The sequence below is a fragment of the uncultured Sulfitobacter sp. genome, from assembly GCF_964021855.1.
GTDB lineage: Bacteria > Pseudomonadota > Alphaproteobacteria > Rhodobacterales > Rhodobacteraceae > Sulfitobacter.
The window spans coordinates 61857-84685 of record NZ_CAXHZD010000004.1; the positions used below are offsets into that span (position 1 = coordinate 61857).

General features: G+C 57.7%; 23 protein-coding genes. 16 read left to right on the forward strand and 7 right to left on the reverse strand.

The genetic code is table 11. The features are described from left to right. Positions 1 to 67 precede the first annotated feature (67 nt). Positions 68 to 586, reverse strand: coding sequence for a single-stranded DNA-binding protein (locus AADJ11_RS13685; protein ID WP_341235082.1), 519 nt, complete (start codon positions 584 to 586; stop codon positions 68 to 70). A gap of 206 nt (positions 587 to 792) precedes the next feature. On the opposite strand from AADJ11_RS13685, the gene AADJ11_RS13690 reads away from it, so the two are divergent. Together AADJ11_RS13690 and AADJ11_RS13695 are read left to right on the forward strand one after the other, a co-directional pair. Next, positions 793 to 1377: a lytic transglycosylase domain-containing protein gene (locus AADJ11_RS13690; protein WP_341235083.1), complete on the forward strand. Its 585-nt coding sequence runs from the start codon at positions 793 to 795 to the stop codon at positions 1375 to 1377. Positions 1378 to 1544: 167 nt separating this feature from the next. Further along, complete coding sequence (locus tag AADJ11_RS13695) at positions 1545 to 2054, forward strand: hypothetical protein (RefSeq protein ID WP_341235084.1); 510 nt, start codon at positions 1545 to 1547, stop codon at positions 2052 to 2054. A 105-nt stretch (positions 2055 to 2159) separates the two neighbouring features. Here AADJ11_RS13695 and AADJ11_RS13700 read toward each other — a convergent pair whose 3' ends face one another. The 5 genes from AADJ11_RS13700 to miaA all read right to left on the reverse strand — a co-directional run bounded on the left by AADJ11_RS13700 (position 2160) and on the right by miaA (position 8989). Beyond that, a complete protein-coding gene (locus AADJ11_RS13700) occupies positions 2160 to 4250 on the reverse strand; it encodes an ABC transporter ATP-binding protein (protein WP_341235085.1) in 2091 nt (696 codons plus the stop codon). Positions 4251 to 4345: 95 nt separating this feature from the next. Further along, on the reverse strand, positions 4346 to 5812 hold the full coding sequence (locus AADJ11_RS13705; protein ID WP_341235086.1) for an ABC transporter permease: 1467 nt from the start codon (positions 5810 to 5812) through the stop codon (positions 4346 to 4348). 15 nt (positions 5813 to 5827) lie between these two features. Continuing rightward, complete coding sequence (locus AADJ11_RS13710; RefSeq protein WP_341235087.1) at positions 5828 to 6913, reverse strand: ABC transporter permease; 1086 nt, start codon at positions 6911 to 6913, stop codon at positions 5828 to 5830. Between the two features lie 244 nt (positions 6914 to 7157). Further along, positions 7158 to 8009, reverse strand: a complete 852-nt coding sequence (locus tag AADJ11_RS13715; protein WP_341235516.1) for an AraC family transcriptional regulator — start codon at positions 8007 to 8009, stop codon at positions 7158 to 7160. 89 nt (positions 8010 to 8098) lie between these two features. Beyond that, on the reverse strand, positions 8099 to 8989 hold the full coding sequence (gene miaA / locus AADJ11_RS13720) for a tRNA (adenosine(37)-N6)-dimethylallyltransferase MiaA (RefSeq protein ID WP_341235088.1): 891 nt from the start codon (positions 8987 to 8989) through the stop codon (positions 8099 to 8101). A 100-nt stretch (positions 8990 to 9089) separates the two neighbouring features. On the opposite strand from miaA, the gene pyrH reads away from it, so the two are divergent. The 13 genes from pyrH (at position 9090) to lpxB (ending at position 21152) form a co-directional block, all read left to right on the forward strand. Next, the gene (pyrH, locus tag AADJ11_RS13725) at positions 9090 to 9818 is read left to right on the forward strand and encodes a UMP kinase (protein ID WP_341235089.1); all 729 of its coding nucleotides are present in this window, start codon (positions 9090 to 9092) and stop codon (positions 9816 to 9818) included. Positions 9819 to 9916: 98 nt separating this feature from the next. Continuing rightward, positions 9917 to 10480 (forward strand): ribosome recycling factor, encoded by a 564-nt coding sequence (gene frr, locus AADJ11_RS13730; protein ID WP_341235090.1) that lies wholly within the window; start codon positions 9917 to 9919, stop codon positions 10478 to 10480. Next, the gene (gene uppS / locus AADJ11_RS13735) at positions 10480 to 11220 is read left to right on the forward strand and encodes a polyprenyl diphosphate synthase (RefSeq protein ID WP_341235091.1); all 741 of its coding nucleotides are present in this window, start codon (positions 10480 to 10482) and stop codon (positions 11218 to 11220) included. Before frr ends, uppS begins: the two co-directional genes overlap by 1 nt. A gap of 34 nt (positions 11221 to 11254) precedes the next feature. Further along, on the forward strand, positions 11255 to 12049 hold the full coding sequence (locus AADJ11_RS13740) for a phosphatidate cytidylyltransferase (RefSeq protein ID WP_341235092.1): 795 nt from the start codon (positions 11255 to 11257) through the stop codon (positions 12047 to 12049). A gap of 6 nt (positions 12050 to 12055) precedes the next feature. Then, the gene (dxr, locus tag AADJ11_RS13745; RefSeq protein WP_341235093.1) at positions 12056 to 13231 is read left to right on the forward strand and encodes a 1-deoxy-D-xylulose-5-phosphate reductoisomerase; all 1176 of its coding nucleotides are present in this window, start codon (positions 12056 to 12058) and stop codon (positions 13229 to 13231) included. Positions 13232 to 13235: 4 nt separating this feature from the next. After that, complete coding sequence (gene rseP / locus AADJ11_RS13750) at positions 13236 to 14588, forward strand: RIP metalloprotease RseP (RefSeq protein ID WP_341235094.1); 1353 nt, start codon at positions 13236 to 13238, stop codon at positions 14586 to 14588. A gap of 101 nt (positions 14589 to 14689) precedes the next feature. Continuing rightward, complete coding sequence (locus AADJ11_RS13755; protein ID WP_341235095.1) at positions 14690 to 14815, forward strand: hypothetical protein; 126 nt, start codon at positions 14690 to 14692, stop codon at positions 14813 to 14815. A 232-nt stretch (positions 14816 to 15047) separates the two neighbouring features. Continuing rightward, positions 15048 to 17315: an outer membrane protein assembly factor BamA gene (bamA, locus tag AADJ11_RS13760; RefSeq protein WP_341235517.1), complete on the forward strand. Its 2268-nt coding sequence runs from the start codon at positions 15048 to 15050 to the stop codon at positions 17313 to 17315. Positions 17316 to 17361: 46 nt separating this feature from the next. Next, positions 17362 to 17883, forward strand: coding sequence for an OmpH family outer membrane protein (locus AADJ11_RS13765; protein ID WP_341235096.1), 522 nt, complete (start codon positions 17362 to 17364; stop codon positions 17881 to 17883). A 68-nt stretch (positions 17884 to 17951) separates the two neighbouring features. Further along, positions 17952 to 18410: a 3-hydroxyacyl-ACP dehydratase FabZ gene (fabZ, locus tag AADJ11_RS13770; RefSeq protein ID WP_341235097.1), complete on the forward strand. Its 459-nt coding sequence runs from the start codon at positions 17952 to 17954 to the stop codon at positions 18408 to 18410. After that, a complete protein-coding gene (gene lpxA, locus AADJ11_RS13775) occupies positions 18410 to 19192 on the forward strand; it encodes an acyl-ACP--UDP-N-acetylglucosamine O-acyltransferase (RefSeq protein ID WP_341235098.1) in 783 nt (260 codons plus the stop codon). Before fabZ ends, lpxA begins: the two co-directional genes overlap by 1 nt. Further along, on the forward strand, positions 19192 to 19983 hold the full coding sequence (gene lpxI, locus AADJ11_RS13780) for a UDP-2,3-diacylglucosamine diphosphatase LpxI (RefSeq protein ID WP_341235099.1): 792 nt from the start codon (positions 19192 to 19194) through the stop codon (positions 19981 to 19983). Before lpxA ends, lpxI begins: the two co-directional genes overlap by 1 nt. Beyond that, a complete protein-coding gene (gene lpxB / locus AADJ11_RS13785; protein ID WP_341235100.1) occupies positions 19980 to 21152 on the forward strand; it encodes a lipid-A-disaccharide synthase in 1173 nt (390 codons plus the stop codon). Before lpxI ends, lpxB begins: the two co-directional genes overlap by 4 nt. Positions 21153 to 21202: 50 nt before the next feature. On the opposite strand, the gene mnmA is transcribed toward lpxB, so the two are convergent. Next, entirely contained in the window at positions 21203 to 22345 is a 1143-nt protein-coding gene (gene mnmA / locus AADJ11_RS13790; RefSeq protein ID WP_341235101.1) for a tRNA 2-thiouridine(34) synthase MnmA, read from the reverse strand. Positions 22346 to 22479: 134 nt separating this feature from the next. Between mnmA and AADJ11_RS13795 the strand changes: the two genes are divergently transcribed. After that, positions 22480 to 22758, forward strand: a complete 279-nt coding sequence (locus AADJ11_RS13795) for a DUF1153 domain-containing protein (RefSeq protein WP_341235518.1) — start codon at positions 22480 to 22482, stop codon at positions 22756 to 22758. Positions 22759 to 22829 lie beyond the last annotated feature (71 nt).

Sequence of the window (22829 nt, forward strand, 5' to 3'; positions counted from 1 at the left end):
AAAGCGCCGTCATGAATAATGACGGCGCTTTACGTTTATCTATCGACAGTAAGTAAGTTTGTTGTAATTAGAACGGGATTTCGTCATCCAGATCACGGGACGACTGGCCACCGCCGCCACCTGTGTTACCGCCACCGCTGCTGGACGGGCCGGAATCGTATCCGCCGCCATAGCCGCCCGGATCAGACGGGCCGCTGTCATAGCCGCCACCACCGCCGCCGGAACCACCACCCGATGGGCCGTCCAGCATGGTCAATGTGCCGTTAAAGCCCTGCAATACAACTTCGGTGCTGTAGCGGTCTGCGCCGGATTGATCCTGCCATTTGCGGGTCTGCAACTGGCCTTCGATATACACTTTCGATCCCTTTTTCAGGTATTGCTCGGCGATGCGCACCAGCCCTTCCTGAAAGATCGCGACCGAATGCCATTCGGTTTTCTCGCGGCGTTCGCCCGTGTTGCGGTCTTTCCATGTTTCAGAGGTCGCGATGCGCAAGTTGCACACTTTGCCGCCGTTTTGGAATGAACGCACCTCGGGATCGCGCCCGAGATTGCCAATAAGGATCACTTTATTCACTGAGCCGGCCATGATGCCCCCTGTCTGTTATGCGATTGAAAGGGCCATGCGAATCTCGCTGACCCTTGCGTTGAGAGCCGTTATATCAGTGCTGCCTCCAAGAAACAGCGCAAAGGGCCGTTAAATGCACGATCACAATTTCGAATGCGGTTAATAAATGGTGGCATCGACCTGTCATTTTGCTATGTTCTGCGGATTGTGGCCGGATTGAGGATTTCATGAAAAAACTTATCGTCGCATCGCTTTGCTCGGTTGCTCTGCTGTCCAGCCCTGTCACGGCCGAAGTTTTCTCTTCCAAAAGCAGGTCCAAGCTTTTCGCCTCGCAGAAAAAGCTGCTCGATACGCGCGCATCCAGCCAATATGCCGCGTCGGTTCGGTTGCAGCCAACCCGCGTCATGACGCCCACCAAATGGGACATGCCGAAATACGGTGGCAAATACAAAGGCCAGTATCACAGCATGGCCCGCGAGGCCGCCCGCCGTCACGCCATCCCCGAAGATTTGTTTTTACGCCTCGTACAGCAGGAAAGCGGCTGGAACCCTGCGGCGAAATCCCACAAGGGGGCGTTGGGCCTGGCCCAGCTGATGCCGGAAACCGCGCGGGTGTTGCGGGTTAACCCCCATGATCCCTATCAAAACCTCGATGGCGGCGCGCGTTATCTGAAACTGCAATATCGCGCCTTTGGCAATTGGAATCTGGCCCTTGCCGCCTATAACGCAGGTCCGGGTGCGGTCAGAAAATACGGTGGCATCCCACCGTTCAAAGAGACCAAGAACTACGTCAAAGTCATTGCCGGACTTTAGGCACCCATTAAGCCCCTAAAATATAAGAAATTTTCTAATTTCACTGCCGCCCTGTTTTATTATCGCAAGGCTGCGGAACCAAAGGCCTCGTCCACCGTTAATCATACAGTACGCAATTCGGGTCGCACAAAACCCCTGCGTGTAAGTATGACGATAAGGACTATTAAATGTTAAATTCAGTAAAGCGTATCGCTCTGGCGACCACAGTCAGCCTTGCAGCCCTATCCACCGCGGCCGTCGCAAGCGAAGATATCATCTTCTCTGAAATCAACGTCACCGCCGTTATGGGTGCCGCAGAAAATGCCAACGCCCTGGACGTATTTCCCGAAATCGTAACCGATCTGGAACAGGCCATCGCATCGCGCGTGTCCACCGGGTCTGACGCATCGCTGCCCACGATCAAAATCGACATCCGTCAGATATCTCTGAACGGCAACCCGATGTTGACCTCGCTTGAGGGGTTCAACGAAATCTCGGGCGTTGTGGCAATTACCGATGACAACAACAGCATTGGCGCACAAAGCTTTGCTGTGAACATCGCGGCATATCCTGCCGACCAAATCGTGCCCGAAGGCTTTGTCGCTGTTCCGCCGTCGCAGGATGATTTCTATGACGCGATGATCGAAGGCTTTGCCGACACCGTTGCCCAACGCATCGACACGATCCACGTAAACTAATCCCGACACACGACAACGGTGATCGCGCAGCCCCCACTGCGCGGTCGCTGTTATGGGGCGGTCCGTGCAGTGTTGCGCGGTCCGCTCTATATGTTTCCGGGCATGCTATTCTGCGGCGACGTTAATCTCGATCACGGGTTCCATGTCGGCCAGTTGGGCATCCGTCAGGTGGCATTTTACCTCATGACCATCCGCCAGACTGCGCAGGCTTGGTACGACCGTTTCGCATAGATCGCCGTGCACCTGCGGCTTCCAACGGCAGCGCGTTTGAAACGGGCAACCGGGCGGCGGGTTCATGGCCGAGGGCACGTCGCCCTCCAGCACGATATGTTTCTTTTTCACCCGCGTGTCAGCAATGGGGACAGCGGACAAAAGCGCCTCTGTATAAGGGTGGTAGGGCGGCGAGAATACCTGATCCGTCGTGCCCAATTCAACCACATGACCCAGATACATGACCATCACCCGGTCCGACAGATAGCGCACAATGCTCAGGTCATGGCTGATGAACAAAAGCGTGGTCTTTTGTTCGCGCTGGATTTCCATCAGCAGATCGGTTACCGCCGCCTGCACCGATACATCAAGCGCTGACACAGGTTCATCCGCCACCACAATCCGTGCATCCCCGGCAAAGGCGCGTGCGATCCCCACACGTTGCTTTTGCCCGCCCGACAGCTGGCGCGGCATACGGCCCGCAAATTCGCGGGGCAGTTTGACCAGATCCAGCAGTTCCAACATACGCTGGCGCCGTTCCTTTTCATTCTTGCCGATCTTGAAAATCTCAAGCGCGCGGATGATTTGACGGCCCACGGTCATCGACGGGTTTAAGGTATCAAAGGGGTTTTGGAACACCATCTGGATGTCCGCCACGTTTTGCGTGCTCCGGTCTTCGATCGGGACCCCGCCAATGTCGGTACCGTCCAGCAAGACCTGACCGGATGTCGCCGTCTCTAGCCCCATCAACACTTTGGCAAAGGTGGATTTACCACAGCCGGATTCGCCCACAATCGCCAGCGTTTCGGATTCGCGGGCCTCAAAGCTTAGCTCTTCGTTCGCCTTCACCACCTTGGTCGCTGATCCGCCGAACATCGAATTCGCGGCAACCTCATAATATTTCTTCAGCTTGTCCATCTTCAGGACAACTTTGCCAATCTCGCCCTTGGTTTTGACATCGGCGAGTTCCAGCGGCGCGTTCCAGTCGATTTCCTGAAACCTCAGGCAGCGCGTGGCGTGGCGCTCGTTGCCCGGCACGTCTTCCATAAAGATCGGCCCCTGATCGCAGCGCCCTGCCTCAAAATAGTCGCAGCGCGGGCCGAAATTGCAGCCGGGCGGGCGTTCGTGGGGCAGGGGGAAATTGCCGGGAATGGCAATCAGCGGGCGCGCATTCTTGTCGGCGCCGGGCAGGGGGATCGACCGGAACAGCGCCTGCGTATAGGGGTGCTGCATCTCGTCGAACACATCCTCGATTGATCCACGCTCCACCGCTTCGCCGGAATACATGACGCAAATCCGGTCACAGGTTTCCAAGACCAACCCCAGATTATGCGAGATAAACAGCATCGATGTACCGTATTTCTTGCCCAGATCCTTGACCAACTCGACCACCGCCGCCTCTACCGTGACGTCTAGGGCCGTCGTCGGCTCGTCCAATATCAACAGGGCCGGTTCGGCCATCAACGCCATGGCAATCACAATACGCTGCTGCTGCCCGCCCGACAATTGGTGCGGATAGGCTTTCAAGATACGCTCGGGGTCCGGCAGCTTCACATCCGTCACCACCTGCAAGGCACGGGTGCGGGCATCGCTTTCGGACATGCCCAAATGGATCATCGGCACTTCCATCAACTGCTGCCCGATCCGCATTGCGGGGTTCAGCGACGCCATGGGTTCTTGATAGATCATCGCGATCTGGCTGCCGCGAATATCGCGCAATTCCTCGTCGCTCATCTCGGCCAGATCACGGCCCTTGAACTTGATTGACCCACCAACGACCTGCCCGTTCACGCCCAAGTCCTGCATCACCCCCAAGGCGACAGTGGATTTACCACAACCCGATTCCCCAACCAAACCAACAGCCTCGCCCGGTTTGACCGAGACCGAGAAATCCATCACCGCAGGAATTTCGCGCAGCCGCGTGAAAAACGAGATCGACAATCTATCGATCTCTAGAATTGGCCCGTCATAATCCTGCGTCGCCATGGTTCATCTCCTTCACCCAAATGCCCGCAAATATTGCTTCCAAATGGTCCAAAATCCCGGGGGTCCGGGGGCTGGCCCCCGGTCCCGTCCTTACATCAATCGCGCAAGCTTTCCTCGCGCAGACCATCGGCCAACAGGTTCAACCCCAACACAAGGCTCAGCAGCGCCACCGCAGGCGCAATTGCCGCATGCGGATAGAGCGCCAGCAAACGGCGCCCAGCGTTGATGGTGGTGCCCCAATCTGGGCTTTCGGATTCCAACCCAAGGCCAAAGAACCCAAGCGTGCCCAAAAGGATCGTCGTATAGCCGATGCGCAGGCAGAAATCGACGATCAGCGGCCCGCGTGCATTGGGCAGTATTTCCCATAGCATGATGTACCAAGGGCCTTCGCCACGGGTTTGGGCGGCGGCCACATAATCGCGGGTTTTGATGTCCAGCGCCAAGCCGCGCACGATCCGAAACACCGTGGGGGCATTCACGAAAACCACCGACACGAACACCACCAACACGCCCGCATCAATGTCAAACAGATCCATAAACGCGGGCAGGCCGGGCAGGCGGTAGGTTGGCGCATCAACGATCAAACCATTGGTGGAAACCAGCGACAGGTAAAGCCACCCCGCGATCCCCAGCACGATGATCAGCAAGGGCGTGCGCAAGGACGGCTGCGTATAGAAACGCGAATTCAGCAGCACCGTCAGAAACACCAGCGGAAAGACGAACAAAACCAAGGCCATATAATTCGGGATGCCAGTGCGGACGATCTCGGGTGTGACCAGCAGGTAAAACAGCAAGATCACCGGAAAGGCGAGGATCAGGTTCGCGAGAAAGCTGAGGAACATATCCAGCTTGCCACCGTAATACCCCGCAGGCAGGCCCAAGGTGATCCCGACCATAAAGGCAAACAGCGTGGCCATCGGTGCGATTTGCACCACGATCCACGAGCCCTTTATCAAGCGGCTGAACACGTCGCGGGCCAGATTGTCGCCGCCCAGCAGGAACCATTGATATTCCTCAGGCTCGGCCCGCGCCAGCGGCGTCCCGGGCAGTTTGTTCTTCATCCCCGACACCTGACTTAGGCTGTCATGGGTGATCAGCATGTCAAAGACGCCGCCAAACACACCGGCAAAAACCCAGAACATCACCAGCGCAAAACCGATCATCCCCACGGTGCTGTCGAATAGTTTGCCATATAGGCCCAGCCGACGCTTGAACGTAATCGACACCGCAAACAGCACCACAAGGGCGATCCACACCGGCAAAAGCCGCTGCGCAAGGCCGCCGAAAATCCCCGCATCTGGGCCCATAACGACGCCCGCCAGCAGATAGATAAGGACCACGCAAACTGCCGCCAGAAACCCATAGGCCCCGACGCGGCCCAACAGCCCCGACATGCCCTGGCTCGCCGCGCTGACGCCGCCCGATCCGACCGTGCGCATTTCGGCGTTGGGAATAAAGGACATCGCGATTTGCAGCGCATAGGCCAAAACCGTAACGGCGACCGCAATCCCCAAAACCGGGTTCAGCCATCCCATCGAGCCTGTCCATGTTAAAGCTTCCATGTGCCTGCCCTTTCTTTATGTGATGCGGATGCGGGGGTTCAAAAACACATAGCCGATATCGGAAATCAGCTGTGTGGCCAGAACCACGATGACGGACACGACCGAGACGGCCAGCAACAGTTCGATATCGTTATTGGCGGCGGCCTGAACCAACAGCCAACCAAAGCCTTTGTAGTTGAATAGGGTCTCGACAATGACGACCCCATTCAGCAGCCACGGTATTTGCAGCATGATCACCGTGAAGGGGGCGATCAGCGCGTTGCGCAAGGCGTGTTTGAGGACAATATCGCGGAATTTGACACCCTTAAGCCGCGCCGTTCGGATATATTGTGCGGTCATCACCTCGGTCATCGATGCGCGGGTCATCCGCGCGATATAACCCATCCCGTACAGCGAGATCGTCAGAACCGGCAGGAAGAAGTTCCAAAAGGTCGCGTCTTTCATGGCGGATGTGGCGGAGCCTAGGAAAAGGGTCTTGCCGTCGATCCAGCCCATTTCAGCCAGCCAGGGCGATATGCCAAAGCGCGAGGAGGCCAACACCGCGATAAAGATCACGCCCGACACATATTCGGGGGTGGCTGTGGTGGCGATTGAAAAGGTGGATAGTGACCGGTCCAGCCGCGACCCTTCGCGCATGCCGGCCAGCACGCCCACGATCAACGCGCAGGGCACCATCAGCATCAACACACAGAGCATGAGCTTTCCGGTCAGCCCAAGACGGGTCAGGACGGTCGCGCCAACGTCTTCTTTGAATACCGTGGAATAGCCCCAATCGCCTTGCAAGATGCCACAGAACCGGGGCCGATCCTCGGGCGGGGTGGCGCTGGTAAAACAGCGACCGGTGGTTTTACCGTCCTCGGCCTCTGTCACCCAGCCCGGCATAACCCCAAGCCATTGGCCGAACTTGACCGGCGTGGGCTGTAGATAGCCGCGATTTTCCAGATAGCTGGCGACGGCCTCGTCCGACATGCGAAAGTTGCCTTGGGTCTTGGCCAGTTTTTCAAGATTGGGATAAAGATTGGTCAGCCAGAAAACGATGAACGTCAGACAGAGCGCCGTCAAAAGCATCAGGCCAAGACGGCGCAGAATGAAAATCCCCATGAAACATCCCTGTTGCGTGGCAGACGCAATACGCCGCACCGAAGTTCGGGCAATTTCGCCCTTGTTGATTGTCTGCGCAGCACATCAGTCAGGCCTTTGGCCACTCACGCGTGTTGCATCTCTCCCTCGGTGCTCATTTTGCGGCTTTGACATCCGCAGCGGCACCGTATTGTGCCACCATGAGGCACAAGAAAGCACGTCAGGTCAATGTCGGCATTCAGTGTTTGGAATATTAAATGCGACGTCAGGCAATTCTATCGGCAAGATCGGGGACAAGTTGGGGAACCGTTTTGCCTTGCAAGGGCAGGCCTTGATTGGCGGCGCGCAGCTTGCTGGGCGGGCGTCCGGTGTGTTGCTGAACAAACCGCGTAAAATAGGCGGCCGATCCAAATCCAAGCTGCTGCGCGATGCTTTGGGCCGAATGTTCGGTCGTGGTCAGCAGATCGCGCGCGGCATAAACGACACGTTCGGTTAAGATGTCAGCGGCGGTTTTGCCGGTGGCCGCTTTTACGGCGCGGGTCAGATGTGTGGGAGTCACGCCCAGCTCGTCGGCATAGGTGGCCATGGGGGCACCTGTCGCGAAACGTTCCGACACCATTTTGCAAAACCGCGCGCTTAGACGGATGCCGGCGTTGATATGGTCGGGCACATGTTCGTCCTGCATGATTTGACGGCGCAGCCACACGGACATCAGCGCGGCATGGGCCTCGAGCGCTTGACTGGCCAAGGCGCGGGGGTCTTGCTGTTCGCGCTGTGCCGCCTCAATCAGGCCGGTCAGCTCGGACTGGGCGCGCACATCCCTGATCCGCAAATGGCGCGGTATATGGGGCAGGTTCAGCGGCGCACCGTTCGGAATGACCACGGCATGACCGAATCCTTGCCGCCCCAATTCGAGAGAAAACAATGAACCGGCGGGCACAAAGATCGCATTATGTGCGCCCAATCCACGCCGTTGGCCGTCCAGCTGCAACAGGCCTTGGCCACGGGTGATCCATATCAAAAGATGCGATTGGTAGTCATGAGACAGAAACAATCGCCAGTCTTGACCCTGGGAGAGTTGCGCCAGCGACAGGATTTGAACCACGCCTTTATTCATCATAGAAAACCATCACAATTATTATACTCAAATTGAGTATTATACACTTATGTGGCGAATTAAAGTCCTGTTTGTGATATTTTTGACCCCTATGATGGTCCGTATTTCCGCCACATTTCGGCGTTCTTTCGCAGCCATGTCCGCTGACGTTTGGCATATTGCCGTGTGGCGATGATGGCGTCTTGGCGCGCTTGGTCCAAGGTTACGCGCCCGTCCAGATAGGCCATCAGCTCTGGCACGCCGATGGCGCGGTGCGCGGGCAGGGACGGGTCATAGTCCGGGCGCACGGCGGCTACCTCGTCCAGCGCCCCTTGGTCCAGCATCTGATCAAAGCGCCGGATAATCCGGTCGTTCAGCCAGTCCTTATCGGCATCCACGGCGATGGCCGTGCAAGCTGACAAGGGCAGCAGCGGGGGTGGTGTATCGTCTTGCCATTGCGCCAATCCGCGGCCCGTTGCGGTCAACACCTCCCACGCGCGTTGAACCCGCATGGGGTTGTTCAGGTCCAAACGAGCGGAAGTTAGCGGATCAAGCTGGGCGATCATTTCCTCGCGGGTCAGGGCATCGCCAGCAGCACGAACATCGGCGGGCGTGGCGGGAATTTCGGCCAACCCTTGGGTTAACGCGCCAAAGTACAACCCCGTGCCGCCCACGATGATCGGCCGGATGCCCTGTTGCAGAATATCGCCCACCTCGCGCAACCAATGGCCGACGGAGTATGACTGATCTGCGGAAATATGACCGTATAACAGATGCTTGGCGCGCTTTTCCTCGGCTTCTGATGGCCGTGCCGAGATTACACGCCAGCAGTCGTAGACCTGACTGGCATCGGCGTTTACGACCACCCCACCTTGGGTTTCAGCCAGCGCTAAAGCCAACGCAGATTTCCCCGACGCAGTGGGCCCTGCGATCAACACAGGCAGGGCCGGATCGACAGATGTGATCACAGCATCGATAGACGTTAGGGAAGTTTGTGGCATTTCTTTGCACGGACCTTTGACGGAGCATTGAACATTTCTGCTATTTGCGACATTTTACAGCGCAATGAAAACCCTTCTCTCACCCTCGAAAGGTGCCCCCATGACAGATGACCTCCCCAAAGTGACATTCAACCGGGTGATGCTCAAGATTTCGGGGGAAGCGTTAATGGGCGATCAGGGGTATGGCCTGCACCCGCCGACGGTCCAGCGTATCGCACGCGAAGTCAAATCGGTGCATGATCTGGGTGTCGAGATTTGTATGGTCATCGGCGGCGGCAACATCTTTCGCGGCCTTCAGGGCAGCGCCCAAGGGATGGAACGTACCACGGCGGACTATATGGGGATGCTTGCCACAGTGATGAACGCGCTGGCCATGCAATCCGCCCTTGAGGAACTGGACATCCACACCCGCGTGATTTCCGCGATTACCATGAACGAAGTCGCCGAACCCTATATTCGCCGCCGCGCCGTGCGCCACCTTGAAAAGAAACGCGTGTGCATTTTCGCCGCTGGCACCGGCAACCCGTATTTCACCACCGACACCGCCGCGACCCTGCGCGCCAATGAAATGGCCTGCGAAGCGATCTTTAAAGGTACCAAGGTCGACGGCGTGTACGACAAAGACCCCGCAAAATTCGACGACGCCAAGCGTTATGACACCGTCAGCTATGACGACGTGCTGCAAAAACGGCTCGGGGTCATGGATGCATCGGCCATCGCCTTGGCGCGCGACAACAACCTGCCGATCATCGTCTTCTCGCTGGACGAGCCGGGCGGCTTTCGCGGGATATTGGCAGGTCAGGGCACCTATACCCGCGTCCAAGGGTAACGCCGCACCAAAGCTTGGGCTTGTCTCTCTATACAAATGGGGGGCGATGCCGCTATATCGATTGAAATATAAACAGTTACAAAACGACCGGGGACATCATGTCAGACGATTTTATGTTGGATACCGACGACCTTCAGCGCCGCATGGATGGTGCAATTGCTTCCTTGCGCACTGAATTTGCATCCCTGCGCACAGGCCGTGCGTCGGCTTCTATGTTGGAGCCGGTGATGGTTGACGCCTATGGCACCAAGACGCCGATCAACCAAGTGGGCACGGTCAACGTACCAGAACCACGCATGGTCACGATCAATGTCTGGGACAAAGGGCTGGTTGGCAAAGTTGAAAAAGCGATCCGCGAATCTGGTCTGGGCATTAACCCGCAGCTGAACGGCACCATCATCATGCTGCCGATCCCTGAATTGAACGAAGAACGCCGCACGCAGTTGACCAAGGTTGCCGGTCAATACAGCGAACATGCCCGCGTTTCCATTCGCAACATCCGCCGCGACGGCATGGACCAGATCAAAAAGGCCAAGGCCGATGGCATGTCCGAGGATGACCAAAAGGTCTGGGAGGGCGAAGTTCAGGATATGACAAATAAATACATCGCCATGATCGATGAGCAGCTTGAGACGAAACAAGCCGAGATCATGCAGGTCTGATGCCTAACGCGTCTCCCCCAACGTGCGAGCTGGTCCCAGGAGCGCCACGCCACGTGGCAATCATCATGGATGGCAATGGTCGTTGGGCGACGCAGCGCGGCAGGCCGCGGCTGATGGGCCATCACGCAGGTGCCAAGCGCGTCCGCGAGATCGTTGAGGCCTGTCAGGCGTTCGGCGTGGAGTACCTGACGATTTTTGCCTTTTCGACCGAGAATTGGAAACGAACCCAGACCGAGGTCGCCGGCCTCATGAGCCTGTTTCGGATGTATATCGCCAAGGAAACAAGGGCGCTGAAGGCGCGCGGCGTGCGCGTCCGGTTTATCGGGGATCGGGTCAAGCTGGACGACAAGCTGATCAAGCTGATGAACGATCTTGAGCGGGAAACCGAACATAACACCCGCACCCATTTGACGATCGCGTTGAACTACGGTGGCCGGGACGAGGTTGCCCGCGCAACCAAGCGGCTGGCCAAGGATGTCGCGGCTGGCTTGCTGGATCCTGAAAACGTGGATGAAGAAACATTGCCGCGCTATCTGGATACCTATGTGCTGCCCGACCCCGATCTGGTGATCCGCACCAGCGGCGAGGCGCGGATATCCAACTTTCTTCTGTGGCAATCGGCCTATGCGGAATACGAATTTATCGACACGCTCTGGCCCGATTTCTCGAAAGAGGAGTTTGGCAAACTTTGCGCGTCATTTGGCTGCAGGGACCGGCGTTTTGGTGCCGTGAAACCATGACCGGACCAAAAGCCGGCGCAAAAGGATTTATCCTATGACGGGAACTTCGGAAAAATGGTCTGACCTTGCGGCGCGGGTAGGCTCCGCAATTGCGATGATCGTGATCGGCCTTGGTGGCATCGCCATGGGCGGCCCGATTTTTCACGTGTTGGTATCGATCATTTGCGGGCTTATGGCGTGGGAACTGGTGGGCATGCTGAACCCCGACCGCCCGCGGGCCAAAATCCAGATGGGGCTGCTGGTGGGCGGCGCGACGCTTGCCGCGATCTATCTGCCGATGGGGTTTGCCTTGCCCGTTCTGCTGGCCCCGGCGCTGGTCGGCTTTGGTCAGCTTGAAAAACACCGTACGATCTTCATGTGCTTTACCGTCATGATCATGCTGGCGGGCTTTGGCCTGGTGCAAATTCGCGATGGTTACGGCTTTGGCTGGATGATGTGGCTGGTGTTGGTGGTCGTGATTACCGATGTATTTGGCTATTTCGCGGGCCGCGCCATTGGCGGACCCAAATTCTGGCCGCGCGTCAGCCCCAAGAAAACATGGTCCGGCACCGCTGCTGGCTGGGTCGGTGCTGCCATCGTGGGCTATCTGTTTTCGGTTAACACCGGCATCGGCATGCAGTTGGTTGGTGTGTCCATCGCTGTGTCGATGGCATCGCAGATGGGCGATATGGCCGAATCCGGTATGAAGCGGCGGGTAGGGGCCAAGGACAGCTCGAACCTGATCCCCGGCCATGGTGGTTTACTGGACCGGTTTGACGGCATGCTGGGCGCGGCCTTGTTCTTGCTGATCATCGGTCAGTTTCTGACCATTACCCCAACCTTGAACTGATCCCATATGAAACGGCGTGTAAGTATATTCGGGGCTACCGGCTCTATCGGGCAAAACACCATTGATCTGATCCGGCGTGCGCCTGACGATTATGACGTGGTGGCGCTGACCGGTGCGGGCAACATTGCGCAGCTTGCGGCGGACGCCAAAGAATTGCGCGCAGATATTGCGATTACGGCCCATGACAACCTGCTTGATGATCTGCGCCATGCCTTGCAGGGCAGTGGTGTCAAAGCCGCCGCCGGTGCCAATGCCATCCGCGAGGCCGCGACCCGCCCAGCCGATTGGGTGATGTCGGCCATCATCGGTGCGGCAGGGCTGGCACCGGGCATCGAGGCGCTGAAACAGGGATCGACCTTGGCGCTGGCCAATAAGGAATCGCTGGTGTCCGCCGGCAAGTTGATACTGGAAACGGCCCAAACGCACGGTGCCGCGATCCTGCCCGTAGACAGCGAACATTCCGCGATTTTCCAAGCGTTGATCGGTGAAGACATGGCCGCTGTCGAGCGGATTATCATCACCGCCAGCGGCGGTGCCTTTCGCGACTGGCCCATTGAGAAGCTGGCGGAGGCCACGCTCGATCAGGCCTCGAACCATCCCAATTGGGACATGGGCCAGCGGATCACCATCGACAGCGCATCCATGTTCAACAAGGCCATGGAAGTTATTGAAACCCATGAATATTTCAATATCGATCCTAAGCAGATCGAAGTCTTGGTACACCCGCAGTCGATGATCCATGCGCTTGTGGGCTTTAACGACGGCGCGCTGATGGCCCATGTGGGGCCACCTGATATGCGCCACGCCATCGGCTTTGCCTTGCATCACCCACACCGTAAACCACTGCCCGTCGAACGGCTGGACCTTGCCAAGATCGGCAGCTTTGAATTTCGCACGCCAGACGAGGCACGCTGGCCCGCATTGCGGCTGGCTCGCGAAGTAATGGAACGCGGCGGCATGGCGGGGGCCGTTTTCAATGCCGCCAAAGAAACCGCGCTTGATGGCTTTATCGACGGGCGCTTGCGCTTCACCCAGATGGCCGAGGTGGTCGAGGACACATTAACCCAGCTGAATTCCGACAGCGGCCTGATTGATGCGACCATGACCCTTGATAACGTGGCGCAGGTGGACCATCTGGCAAGACAGGCAGCACAGACCATAATCAATAAAAAGGCAGCATAGCGTTTTGGATATTTTTGCACTGATACCCCAATTTGGCGGGCTGATCTGGACTTTGCTGGCGTTTATTATCGCGCTGTCCGTGATCGTCGCGATCCATGAATACGGCCACTATATCGTCGGGCGTTGGTCGGGCATTCACGCTGATGTGTTTTCGCTGGGGTTCGGGCCAGTTCTGTACAGCCGTGTCGATAAACGCGGCACGGTTTGGCAGATCGCGGCGCTTCCTTTTGGCGGATATGTGAAATTTGCAGGCGATGCGAATGCAGCCTCGGGCAAGGATGAAACGGCGATGGCGGCGGCGCAGGACGATCCCGCGCGCCTTCGCAGCACGATGCACGGTGCCCCGCTTTGGGCGCGCGCGGCCACGGTTGCGGCGGGTCCGCTGTTCAACTTTGCCATGTCGATTATCATTTTCACGGTGATCGCCTTGCAGGTTGGGGTACCCAAGGATCCGCTGACCATTGGTGACATACATCCGTTGCCGTTTGTGGAATCGCAGCTGCAGTCTGGTGATGAAATTCTGTCGGTTGCGGGTATTTCGATCCCGTCTGCCGATGATGTCACCGCTTATGCCGACGCGTTTGACGCCATCCCGTTGGCTCAGCCGCTGTATTACGACGTGATGCGCGACGGCCAGCAGATGACAGTGCCCGGCCCTTACATTATGCCGACCTTGATCAAGCAGGTCATGCCACAATCGGCCGCCTATGAGGCCGGATTGATGGCGGGTGACGTGATCACCGGCGTTGATGGCGTGCCGATTTTTGCCTTTAGCCAGCTCAAGAAATTCGTTGAGGCATCGGAGGGCAGGGCGCTGCTGCTGACCGTATGGCGCGACGGCGAAACGCTTGAGTTCACCATGCGCCCCAAAGTGATTGATGAACCACAGCCCGACGGCAGTTTTAAGTCGCAGACGCGGATTGGTATTGCAGGGGGCACGGCCTTTGATGCGGCCACCACAACCCCCGGCGTGCTGGATGCGCTGTGGTCCGGCGTGGCCAATACGGGCCGTATTATCGAAGGGTCGATTTCCGGCCTCAAACACATGATTATCGGGAATATCAGCACCTGCAATCTGTCCGGCCCGGTTGGCATTGCCCAAACCTCTGGCGCGATGGCGTCGCAGGGGGCGCAATCGTTCATCTATTTCATCGCGGTGCTGTCAACGGCCGTGGGCCTGTTGAACCTGTTCCCGATCCCTGCCTTGGACGGCGGCCATCTGGTGTTTTACGCCTATGAGGCCGTCACTGGTAAGCCGCCAAGCGATGGCGCATTGCGGGTCCTGATGACCATCGGGTTAACACTTGTTTTGGGGCTGATGGTCTTTGCCCTTGGGAACGATCTGTTCTGCCCGTAAAGGCCGAAATGTCGAAAACGACACAATATTGCCACAATTGACGAAAAGTTTCGCCTTATTTGATGCGTATCCCCTTTGCTATGTGAGCAAAGGGGTATCTCATGACTGCCATCAAAACCAACTACCGTGGCCTAAGCCTTTTGGTTGATCTCAACTGGGATCGCGGTCTGTACTTGGGCGCTTTGGCATTTGCGCTGGCTGCTGGTGCGTATCTCGGCTCTGCCTAAGGGGCGCCACCTGTTACAATCTGATGATGAGACAAGCCGATTGAAGCCCTGATTTGGGGGGCTTCATCGGCTTCTTGCTTTTGACAACGGGCATTAATTTGTCTAATCAGATTCAAAATAGAATTAAATACAGGTGTATAAAATGGGGCATGAAAACGGGTTGGGCAATTCCGTCCAGAAGTCGGCGGTAGTGCCATTCTCAAAATCTCTGCGGAACGCTTCATTTTGTGTAATGCTGTCAGTGGCTTGGCTGGTTCCAGGGTCGCAAGGGCACGCCCAGGATTACCAGTTCAGTACGATCCAGATCGAAGGCAATAACCGGATCGGCGACAGCGCCGTTCTAAACCGCGCCGGAATCGCACGCGGCCGGGCTGTGTCGGGCGGTCAATTGAACGATGCCTATCAAAATCTGCAGGCCAGCGGTCTGTTTGAATCGGTCACGATTGAACCGCGCGGCGGCACCTTGGTGATTACCGTTGTTGAATATCCCACGATCAACCGCATCAGCTTTGAGGGTAACGCCCGTATCAAGGACGAAGCGCTGGCCGCGATGATCGGATCGGACGCGCGCCGCGTGTTTAACCCAACGCAGGCCGAAAAAGACGCCAATGCCATCGCCGAGGCCTATGGCAACGATGGCCGTATTTCGGCACGGGTCCAGCCCAAGGTCATTCGCCGCAGCCAAAACCGCGTTGATCTGGTGTTTGAAATTTTCGAAGGCGACAACGTCGAGATCGAGCGCCTGAGCTTTGTTGGCAACCGCGTCTATTCGGACCGCCGCTTGCGCCGTGTCCTAGGCACCAAACAGGCCGGCCTGTTCCGCTTCTTGATCAAACGCGACACCTTTGTTGCGCAGCGCACGGACATTGACCGGCAGATGCTGCGCGATTTCTATAATTCGCGCGGCTATGTCGATATGCGGATTTCGGCGGTGAACGCCCAGCTGACCGAAGAACGGGACGGCTATTTCGTTCAGTTCAACATACAAGAAGGCCAGCAGTTCAAGTTCGGTGATATGTCGGTCACATCGACAATCAACGGTGTTGACCCCGCTGTTTACCAAAATATCGTCAAAGCCAAATCCGGTGCTGTCTATTCACCGACCTTGGTCGAAACCGATATTGCGCGGATGGAACGCCAAGCGATCCGTGACGGCATCGATTTCATGCGGATCGAACCGGTGATTACGCGGAATGATCGTACCCTGACCTTGGACGTGGAATACCGCATCACCCGTGGTCCGCGCGTTTTTGTCGAACGGATCGATATCGAAGGCAACACAACGACGATGGACCGCGTCGTGCGTCGCCAGTTTGACAGCGTCGAAGGCGACCCGTTCAACCCGCGCGAAATCCGCGCCAGCGCCGAACGTATCCGTGCGCTTGATTATTTCGAAACCGCAGAGGTCAATGCCCGCGAAGGGTCAAGCCCCGAACAGGTGGTGATCGACGTCAACGTCGTTGAAAAACCAACCGGGTCGCTGAACTTTGGTGGCTCGTTCTCGTCCACGGACGGGGTCGGTGTCGCGATCAGCTTTGCCGAGGATAACTTCCTTGGGCGCGGGCAGAAACTGAACCTGACCGTTAGTACCGCAGAAGATGCAAAACGCTATGGCTTGGGCTTTATTGAACCAAGCCTGCTGGGCCGCGACGTGGCCTTTGGCCTGAACCTTGATTACGCGGAAACCAATTCGTCCTACGCGACCTTTGATTCCGAGCGTCTGACCTTTAGCCCCAGCCTGACCTTCCCGGTCAGCGAAAATGGCCGCCTGCAACTGCGCTATACCTTTGAAGATTTCGAGATGATCGCGCGCGAGACGCCAGAGCATGGCGCGGTGATTGGCAATGATATCGCTGCGGGTGCGCAAACAGCGTCGTCGCTGGGCTATACCTACAGCTTTGACACACGTCGTGCCGGAATCGATCCGACCTCGGGTGTATTGCTGCAGTTTGGCTTGGATGTGGCTGGTTTGGGTGGCGATGCAAAATTCGCCAAAACAACCGCCAAGGTTGTCGGGGAACGGCAGATCCTGAACGAGGAAGTCACCTTGCGTGCCAGCCTTGAAGGCGGCGCATTAGCCTGGGAAGACGGCACCAACCGTGTGGTTGACCGTTTTTTGCTTGGCCCGTCGATCATGCGCGGCTTTGAATCCGGTGGCATCGGCCCGCGCGATCAGGCTGGAGGTTTCGATGATGCGCTCGGTGGTAACATCTATGTGGTTGCCCGGTTCGAGGCTGAATTCCCCATCGGTTTGCCTGAAGAATACGGCATCAACGGCGGTGTTTTCTATGACGTCGGCAACCTTTGGGGTCTGGACGATGTGAATACCACTGGTGGCTCGATTGTGGGCGCGGATGGCTCCTTCCGCCATGTTATCGGCGTATCCTTGTTCTGGGAAACCCCTGTCGGGCCGTTGCAGTTCAACGTGTCCAAGGCCCTGAAAAAAGAAGACTACGATCAGGAACAATCGTTCGAAGTTACCCTAAGAACCCAGTTCTGATGGCCAGATGCGTCTGAACCTATTTATAATATGCTTGATCCCGGCTTTGTCTCTTTTGACAGGGCCGGGATTTTCGCAACAGGCAGGTGGCCCCGCCGCCCGCGCCTTGATCCAAAGCCCGATCCTGACCATTGATTCCGACCGCGTTTTTAACGAAAGCGCCTTTGGTCTGCGGGTTGCTGCGGAAATCGAAGCCCAAAGCGCGGAACTCTCGGCTGAAAACCGCAAGATCGAACGCGACCTGGAGACAGAAGAAGAACGGCTGACCGCGCTGCGCAAAACCATGAACGCCGAAGCCTTTCGTTTGCTGGCAAATGCCTTTGACGAAAAGGTGCAGCAAACCCGTCAGGCACAAGCCGCCAAAAGCCGGGCGTTGAGCGATCTGGTGGATCAGGAACGCGAAGTATTCTTGAACGCCGCCAGCCCCGTGCTGGAAGAACTGATGCGCGACACAGGCGCGGCCGTGATCCTTGAACGCCGCTCTGTTTTCGTAAGCGCCAACGCCATCGACATCACCAATCAGGCCATCGCCCGCCTGAATGCATCACTGGGCAGTGGCAAAGACTAGACCGCCCGCTTGCTCAAGCGCAGCATTATTGCTAGCCAGACGTAGTTTTTCAAAAGACAGGACCCGCAATGACTGACACCCTGCCAAGCGCTGACATCCAGATGATCCAACGGATCATTCCCCACCGTTACCCGTTTTTACTGGTTGATAAGGTGGTTGATATCCAAGGTACCGACAGCGCTGTGGGCCTGAAAAACGTGACCATGAACGAACCGCATTTTCAGGGGCATTTCCCCGGCATGCCGATCATGCCCGGTGTCACAATCGTCGAAGCGATGGCCCAAACCGCGGCTGTGATGGTCGGTGTGACGCTTGAGATGGCGGATAAGGAAATGAAGGTCTATTTCATGGCCATCGACAAATGCAAATTCCGCCGCAAGGTCATCCCCGGTGACGTTCTGCGGATGGAGCTGAAAACCCTGCGCGGCAAGCCCGGTGGCAAGGTCTGGCGCTTTGGCGGTGTGGCCAGCGTCGAAGGTGAAATGGCCGCCGAGGTCGAATTCACCGCCATGATGGACATGTCCTGATGGGCCATATTCACCCCAGTGCAGTTATCGAAGAGGGCGCGCAGATTGATCCGTCGGCCACCGTCGGCCCGTTCTGCGTCGTTGGCCCTCAGGTCGTGCTGCATGCGGATGTGGTCCTGAAATCCCACGCCATCGTCACCGGCCAGACCGAGGTCGGCGAGGGCACGGTGATCTTTCAGTTCGCCGTGATCGGTGAGATTCCCCAAGATTTGAAGTTCAAGGGCGAGGCCAGCCGTCTGGTGATTGGCAAGCGCAACCGCATCCGTGAACATGTGACCATGAACTGCGGCACCGAAGGCGGCGGCGGGCTGACCAAGATCGGCGATGACGGTTTGTTTATGGCGGGCTGCCACGTGGCGCATGATGCCATTCTGGGCGACCGGGTGATCATGGCCAACAGCAGCGCCGTTGCGGGCCACTGTATCATTGATGATGACGTGATCATCGGTGGGCTTGCGGGCATTCACCAATTCGTGCGCATCGGCCACGGGGCCATCATCGGGGCCGTGACCATGGTGACCAATGATGTGATCCCATACGGGCTGGTGCAGGCCCCACGCGGTGCCTTGGACGGCTTGAACCTCGTCGGGTTGAAACGGCGCGGCGTTGCACGCAGTGACATCACCGCATTGCGCGCCGCGTTCCAGATGCTGGCGCAGGGCGAGGGCACGTTCCACGACCGCGCGCAGCGCTTGGGTGGCGAAACCGAAAGCGACTATGTGCGCGAGATCGTCGATTTCGTTATGGCCGACACGGGCCGTCATTTCCTGACGCCGGGCTGATGCTGGCGCTGATCGCGGGGGGCGGCGGACTGCCCCAACGGGTGGCAGATACGCAGGCGGAAGCACCGCTGGTTTGTGCCTATGACGATGTGCCCGTCGAAGGGGTGAATCCGTCGCTGACCTTCCGGCTGGAAACCCTTGGCAGCTTGATTAAGGCGTTGAAAGAAAAGGGCGTTTCCGGCGTCTGCTTCTGTGGCAGCGTACCGCGCCCGCGTTTTGACCCGTCAAAGCTGGACGCTGATACCATGCCGCTGGTGCCGCTGTTTCAAAAGGCTTTGGCGGCAGGGGACGACGGTGCCCTGCGGGTGTTGATCGAGATATTCGAGCAGGCTGGCATGACCGTCATCGCAGCCCATGATTTGGCCCCTGATCTTTTGGCAAAGGCTGGTGTGCTGGGTGCGCAAACCCCTGACGCCGCGATGGAACAAGACGCCGCACGCGCAGCCCAAGTGGTTGCGACCCTTGCGCCTTTGGACATCGGACAATGCTGCGTTGTTGGTGGTGGTCAGGTCTTTGGGATCGAAGCCATCGGCGGCACCGATCATCTTCTGGCCACCTTGCCCGAGCGGGTGAAAACCTCCCGCGCCATCCTGTTCAAAGGGCCGAAACCCGGCCAAAGCCGCCTGATCGACATGCCCACCATTGGCCCCGCGACGCTTGAGGCTGCCCATAAAGCGGGCCTTGCCGGTGTCGTGATCGCAGCCGGCGGCGTGATTGTCCTAGAGCCTGAACGCTGCGTGGCCCTTGCGGATGATTTGGGGCTGGTCCTTTGGGCGCGGGCACCGGAATGAAGGTGTTTATCATCGCGGGCGAACCTTCGGGGGATCGCTTGGGTGGTGCGCTGATGGCGGGGTTGAAATCCCTGCGCCCTGATGTGACATTTGAGGGGATCGGCGGTAGCGACATGATCGCAGAAGGGCTGCAAAGCCGGTTCGACATGTCGGAACTGTCGGTCATGGGCATCGCCGAGATTTTGCCGAAATACCGCGCCTTGATGGCCCGGATCAACGAGACTGCCGAGGCCGTGATTGCCGCGCAGCCCGACGTGATGATCACCATCGACAGCCCCGATTTTTCGCTGCGCGTGGCCAAGCGGGTCAAGGCAAAGTCGGATATTCGCACGGTCCATTATGTGGCCCCCACGGTCTGGGCATGGCGCCCCGGTCGGGCAAAAAAGATGGCCCGCTATATCGATCATGTGCTGGCGCTGTTCCCGTTCGAGCCCCCTCTGATGCAGGCCGAAGGGATGGATTGTGATTTTGTGGGGCATCCCGTGGTGGCCGAACCCGTCGCGACGCAGGGCGAAGCGCAGGCGTTTCGTGCAGAGGCGGGGATTGGCGACGCGCCGCTGTTGATGGTTTTGCCCGGGTCGCGGCGGTCAGAGGTAGCCAAGCTGGCGGGTGTGTTCGGCGATGCCGTGGCGCAGTTTGCCAAAACCGTGCCGGATTTGCGTGTCGTTATCCCTGCGGCGGGCCCCGTTGCGGATGCAGTGGTGGAGGCCTGTCAGGATTGGGCGGTCGCGCCCGTCATCCTTGATCCACGCGGGCTAAGCCGAGAGGACGCGCAAACGCGCAAGCTGGCAGCATTTCGGGCGGCAGACCTTTCGCTGGCGGCATCCGGCACGGTTTCGTTGGAATTAGCGGCCGCCGCGACGCCGATGGTCATTGCCTATCGGATGCATTGGCTCAGCTTTCGCTTGATCAGGGCGATGGCGTTGATTGACACGGTGACCTTGGTGAACTTGGTATCTGACACCCGTGTGGTGCCAGAGTTTCTGGGTCCCGACTGTACGCCGGACCGGATTGCAGGCGGATTAAGGGATGTCTTTGAGGCACCGGATGCACAGAAGGCCGCCATGGCGCTGACGATGGCGCGGTTGGGGCAGGGTGGCGAAGCCCCCGGTTTGCGCGCTGCACGGGCCGTTTTGGGCCGTATGGGACTGGTTTCAAGCGACGCATGAGGGGCGCCGCCCCTCAAACTCCCCGGGATTTTAGTCCATTTGGAAATAGTTTAGCCTTTGTGGATCCATCCGCCGCCAAAGATGCGCGAGCTTTCGGTATCATAGAAGACGCAGGCTTGGCCGGGGGAAACGCCTTCCTCGGGCACCAGCAATTCAACCTCGGCTGTGGTGTCGCTGATCGGGCGCAGGATTGCGTCGATCGGCGGGCGGGTTGAGCGTACTTTGACGGCGATTGGCCATTCGGATTTCGACATCAACGGGGTGTCGCCAAGCCAGTTAATCTCGCGCAGGGGGACCGTGCGTGTGGCGAGCATGGATTTCGGGCCGACGACGACTTGGGCCTTGTCTGCATCAAGACGGACCACATAGAGCGGATCGGCGAGGCCACCAATGCCAAGCCCGCGACGTTGCCCGATGGTATAGTTAATGACTCCATCGTGGCGGGCCAGAACATTGCCGTCTGAGTCGACGATATCACCGGGGTTTGCGGCCTCGGGGCGTAGTTTGCGGATGACGGCGGCGTAATCACCATTGGGCACAAAACAGATGTCTTGGCTGTCGGGTTTATCCGCAACGCTCAGCCCGTATTTTTCCGCCAGCGCGCGCGTATCGTTCTTGGAGGGCAAGTGCCCCAAGGGGAAACGCAGATAGTCGAGCTGTTCTTTGGTGGTCGAGAACAGGAAATAGCTTTGGTCGCGGTTTGCATCGGCGGCGCAGTGCAGTTCGGCACCGTTTTCGCCCATTTTGCGTTGGATATAGTGGCCTGTCGCCATGCAATCAGCATCCAGATCCTTGGCGGTTTCAAGCAAGTCTTTGAATTTCACCCGTTCGTTGCAGCGAATGCACGGAACCGGCGTCGCGCCGCCCAGATAGCTGTCAGCGAATTCGTCGATCACCGCGTCTTTGAACACGTTTTCATAGTCGAGCACATAGTGGGGAAAGCCCATGTCCTCGGCCACGCGGCGCGCGTCGTGAATGTCGATCCCTGCACAGCATGCGCCCTTTTTCGCCAGGGCCGCACCGTGGTCGTAAAGCTGCAGGGTGACGCCGACGACATCATAGCCTTCTTCGGCCAGCATGGCGGCGACGACTGAACTGTCGACACCCCCGGACATGGCGACGACGACACGCGTATCGGCCGGGGCTTTTGCAAAGCCCAATGAGTTCAACGGCGGTGTGCGATCGAGTGGCATGACAATTCTCCGGGAGGTTTGATGCGATATATAAGAAAATGCGCTGTATTCTCAAGGGGGCACTTCATATGTCTTTAAGGCTGCCGTTTAACAATCGCTTTTATGACTAGGATTGGTGAATGGTGGTAGATGGTATGTATTTAAAGAAAGTCGACGGGCCGAGGGCGGTCACATTGCCGGACGGAACAACGTTCAGCCATGCAGATTTACCCGATAGGGCGACCTGCAGATGGGTTGCATCCCGCAAAGCAGCGGTGGTGCGTGGTGTAGTCTATGGATTGATTAGCCAATCTGATGTATTTGAGAGATATAACATCAGTGAAGACGAGTTCCTTGAATGGGTTCGTGCTGTGTCAGAACATGGGGAGGCTGCCTTGCGTACAACGGCCTTGCAGAAATACAGGCAACCTTAGGTTGTTCTGTTGCAAATGATATGCCATTAACGTGTGATTAATTGTTTTTGTCCACGGTATGCTTTGGTAGA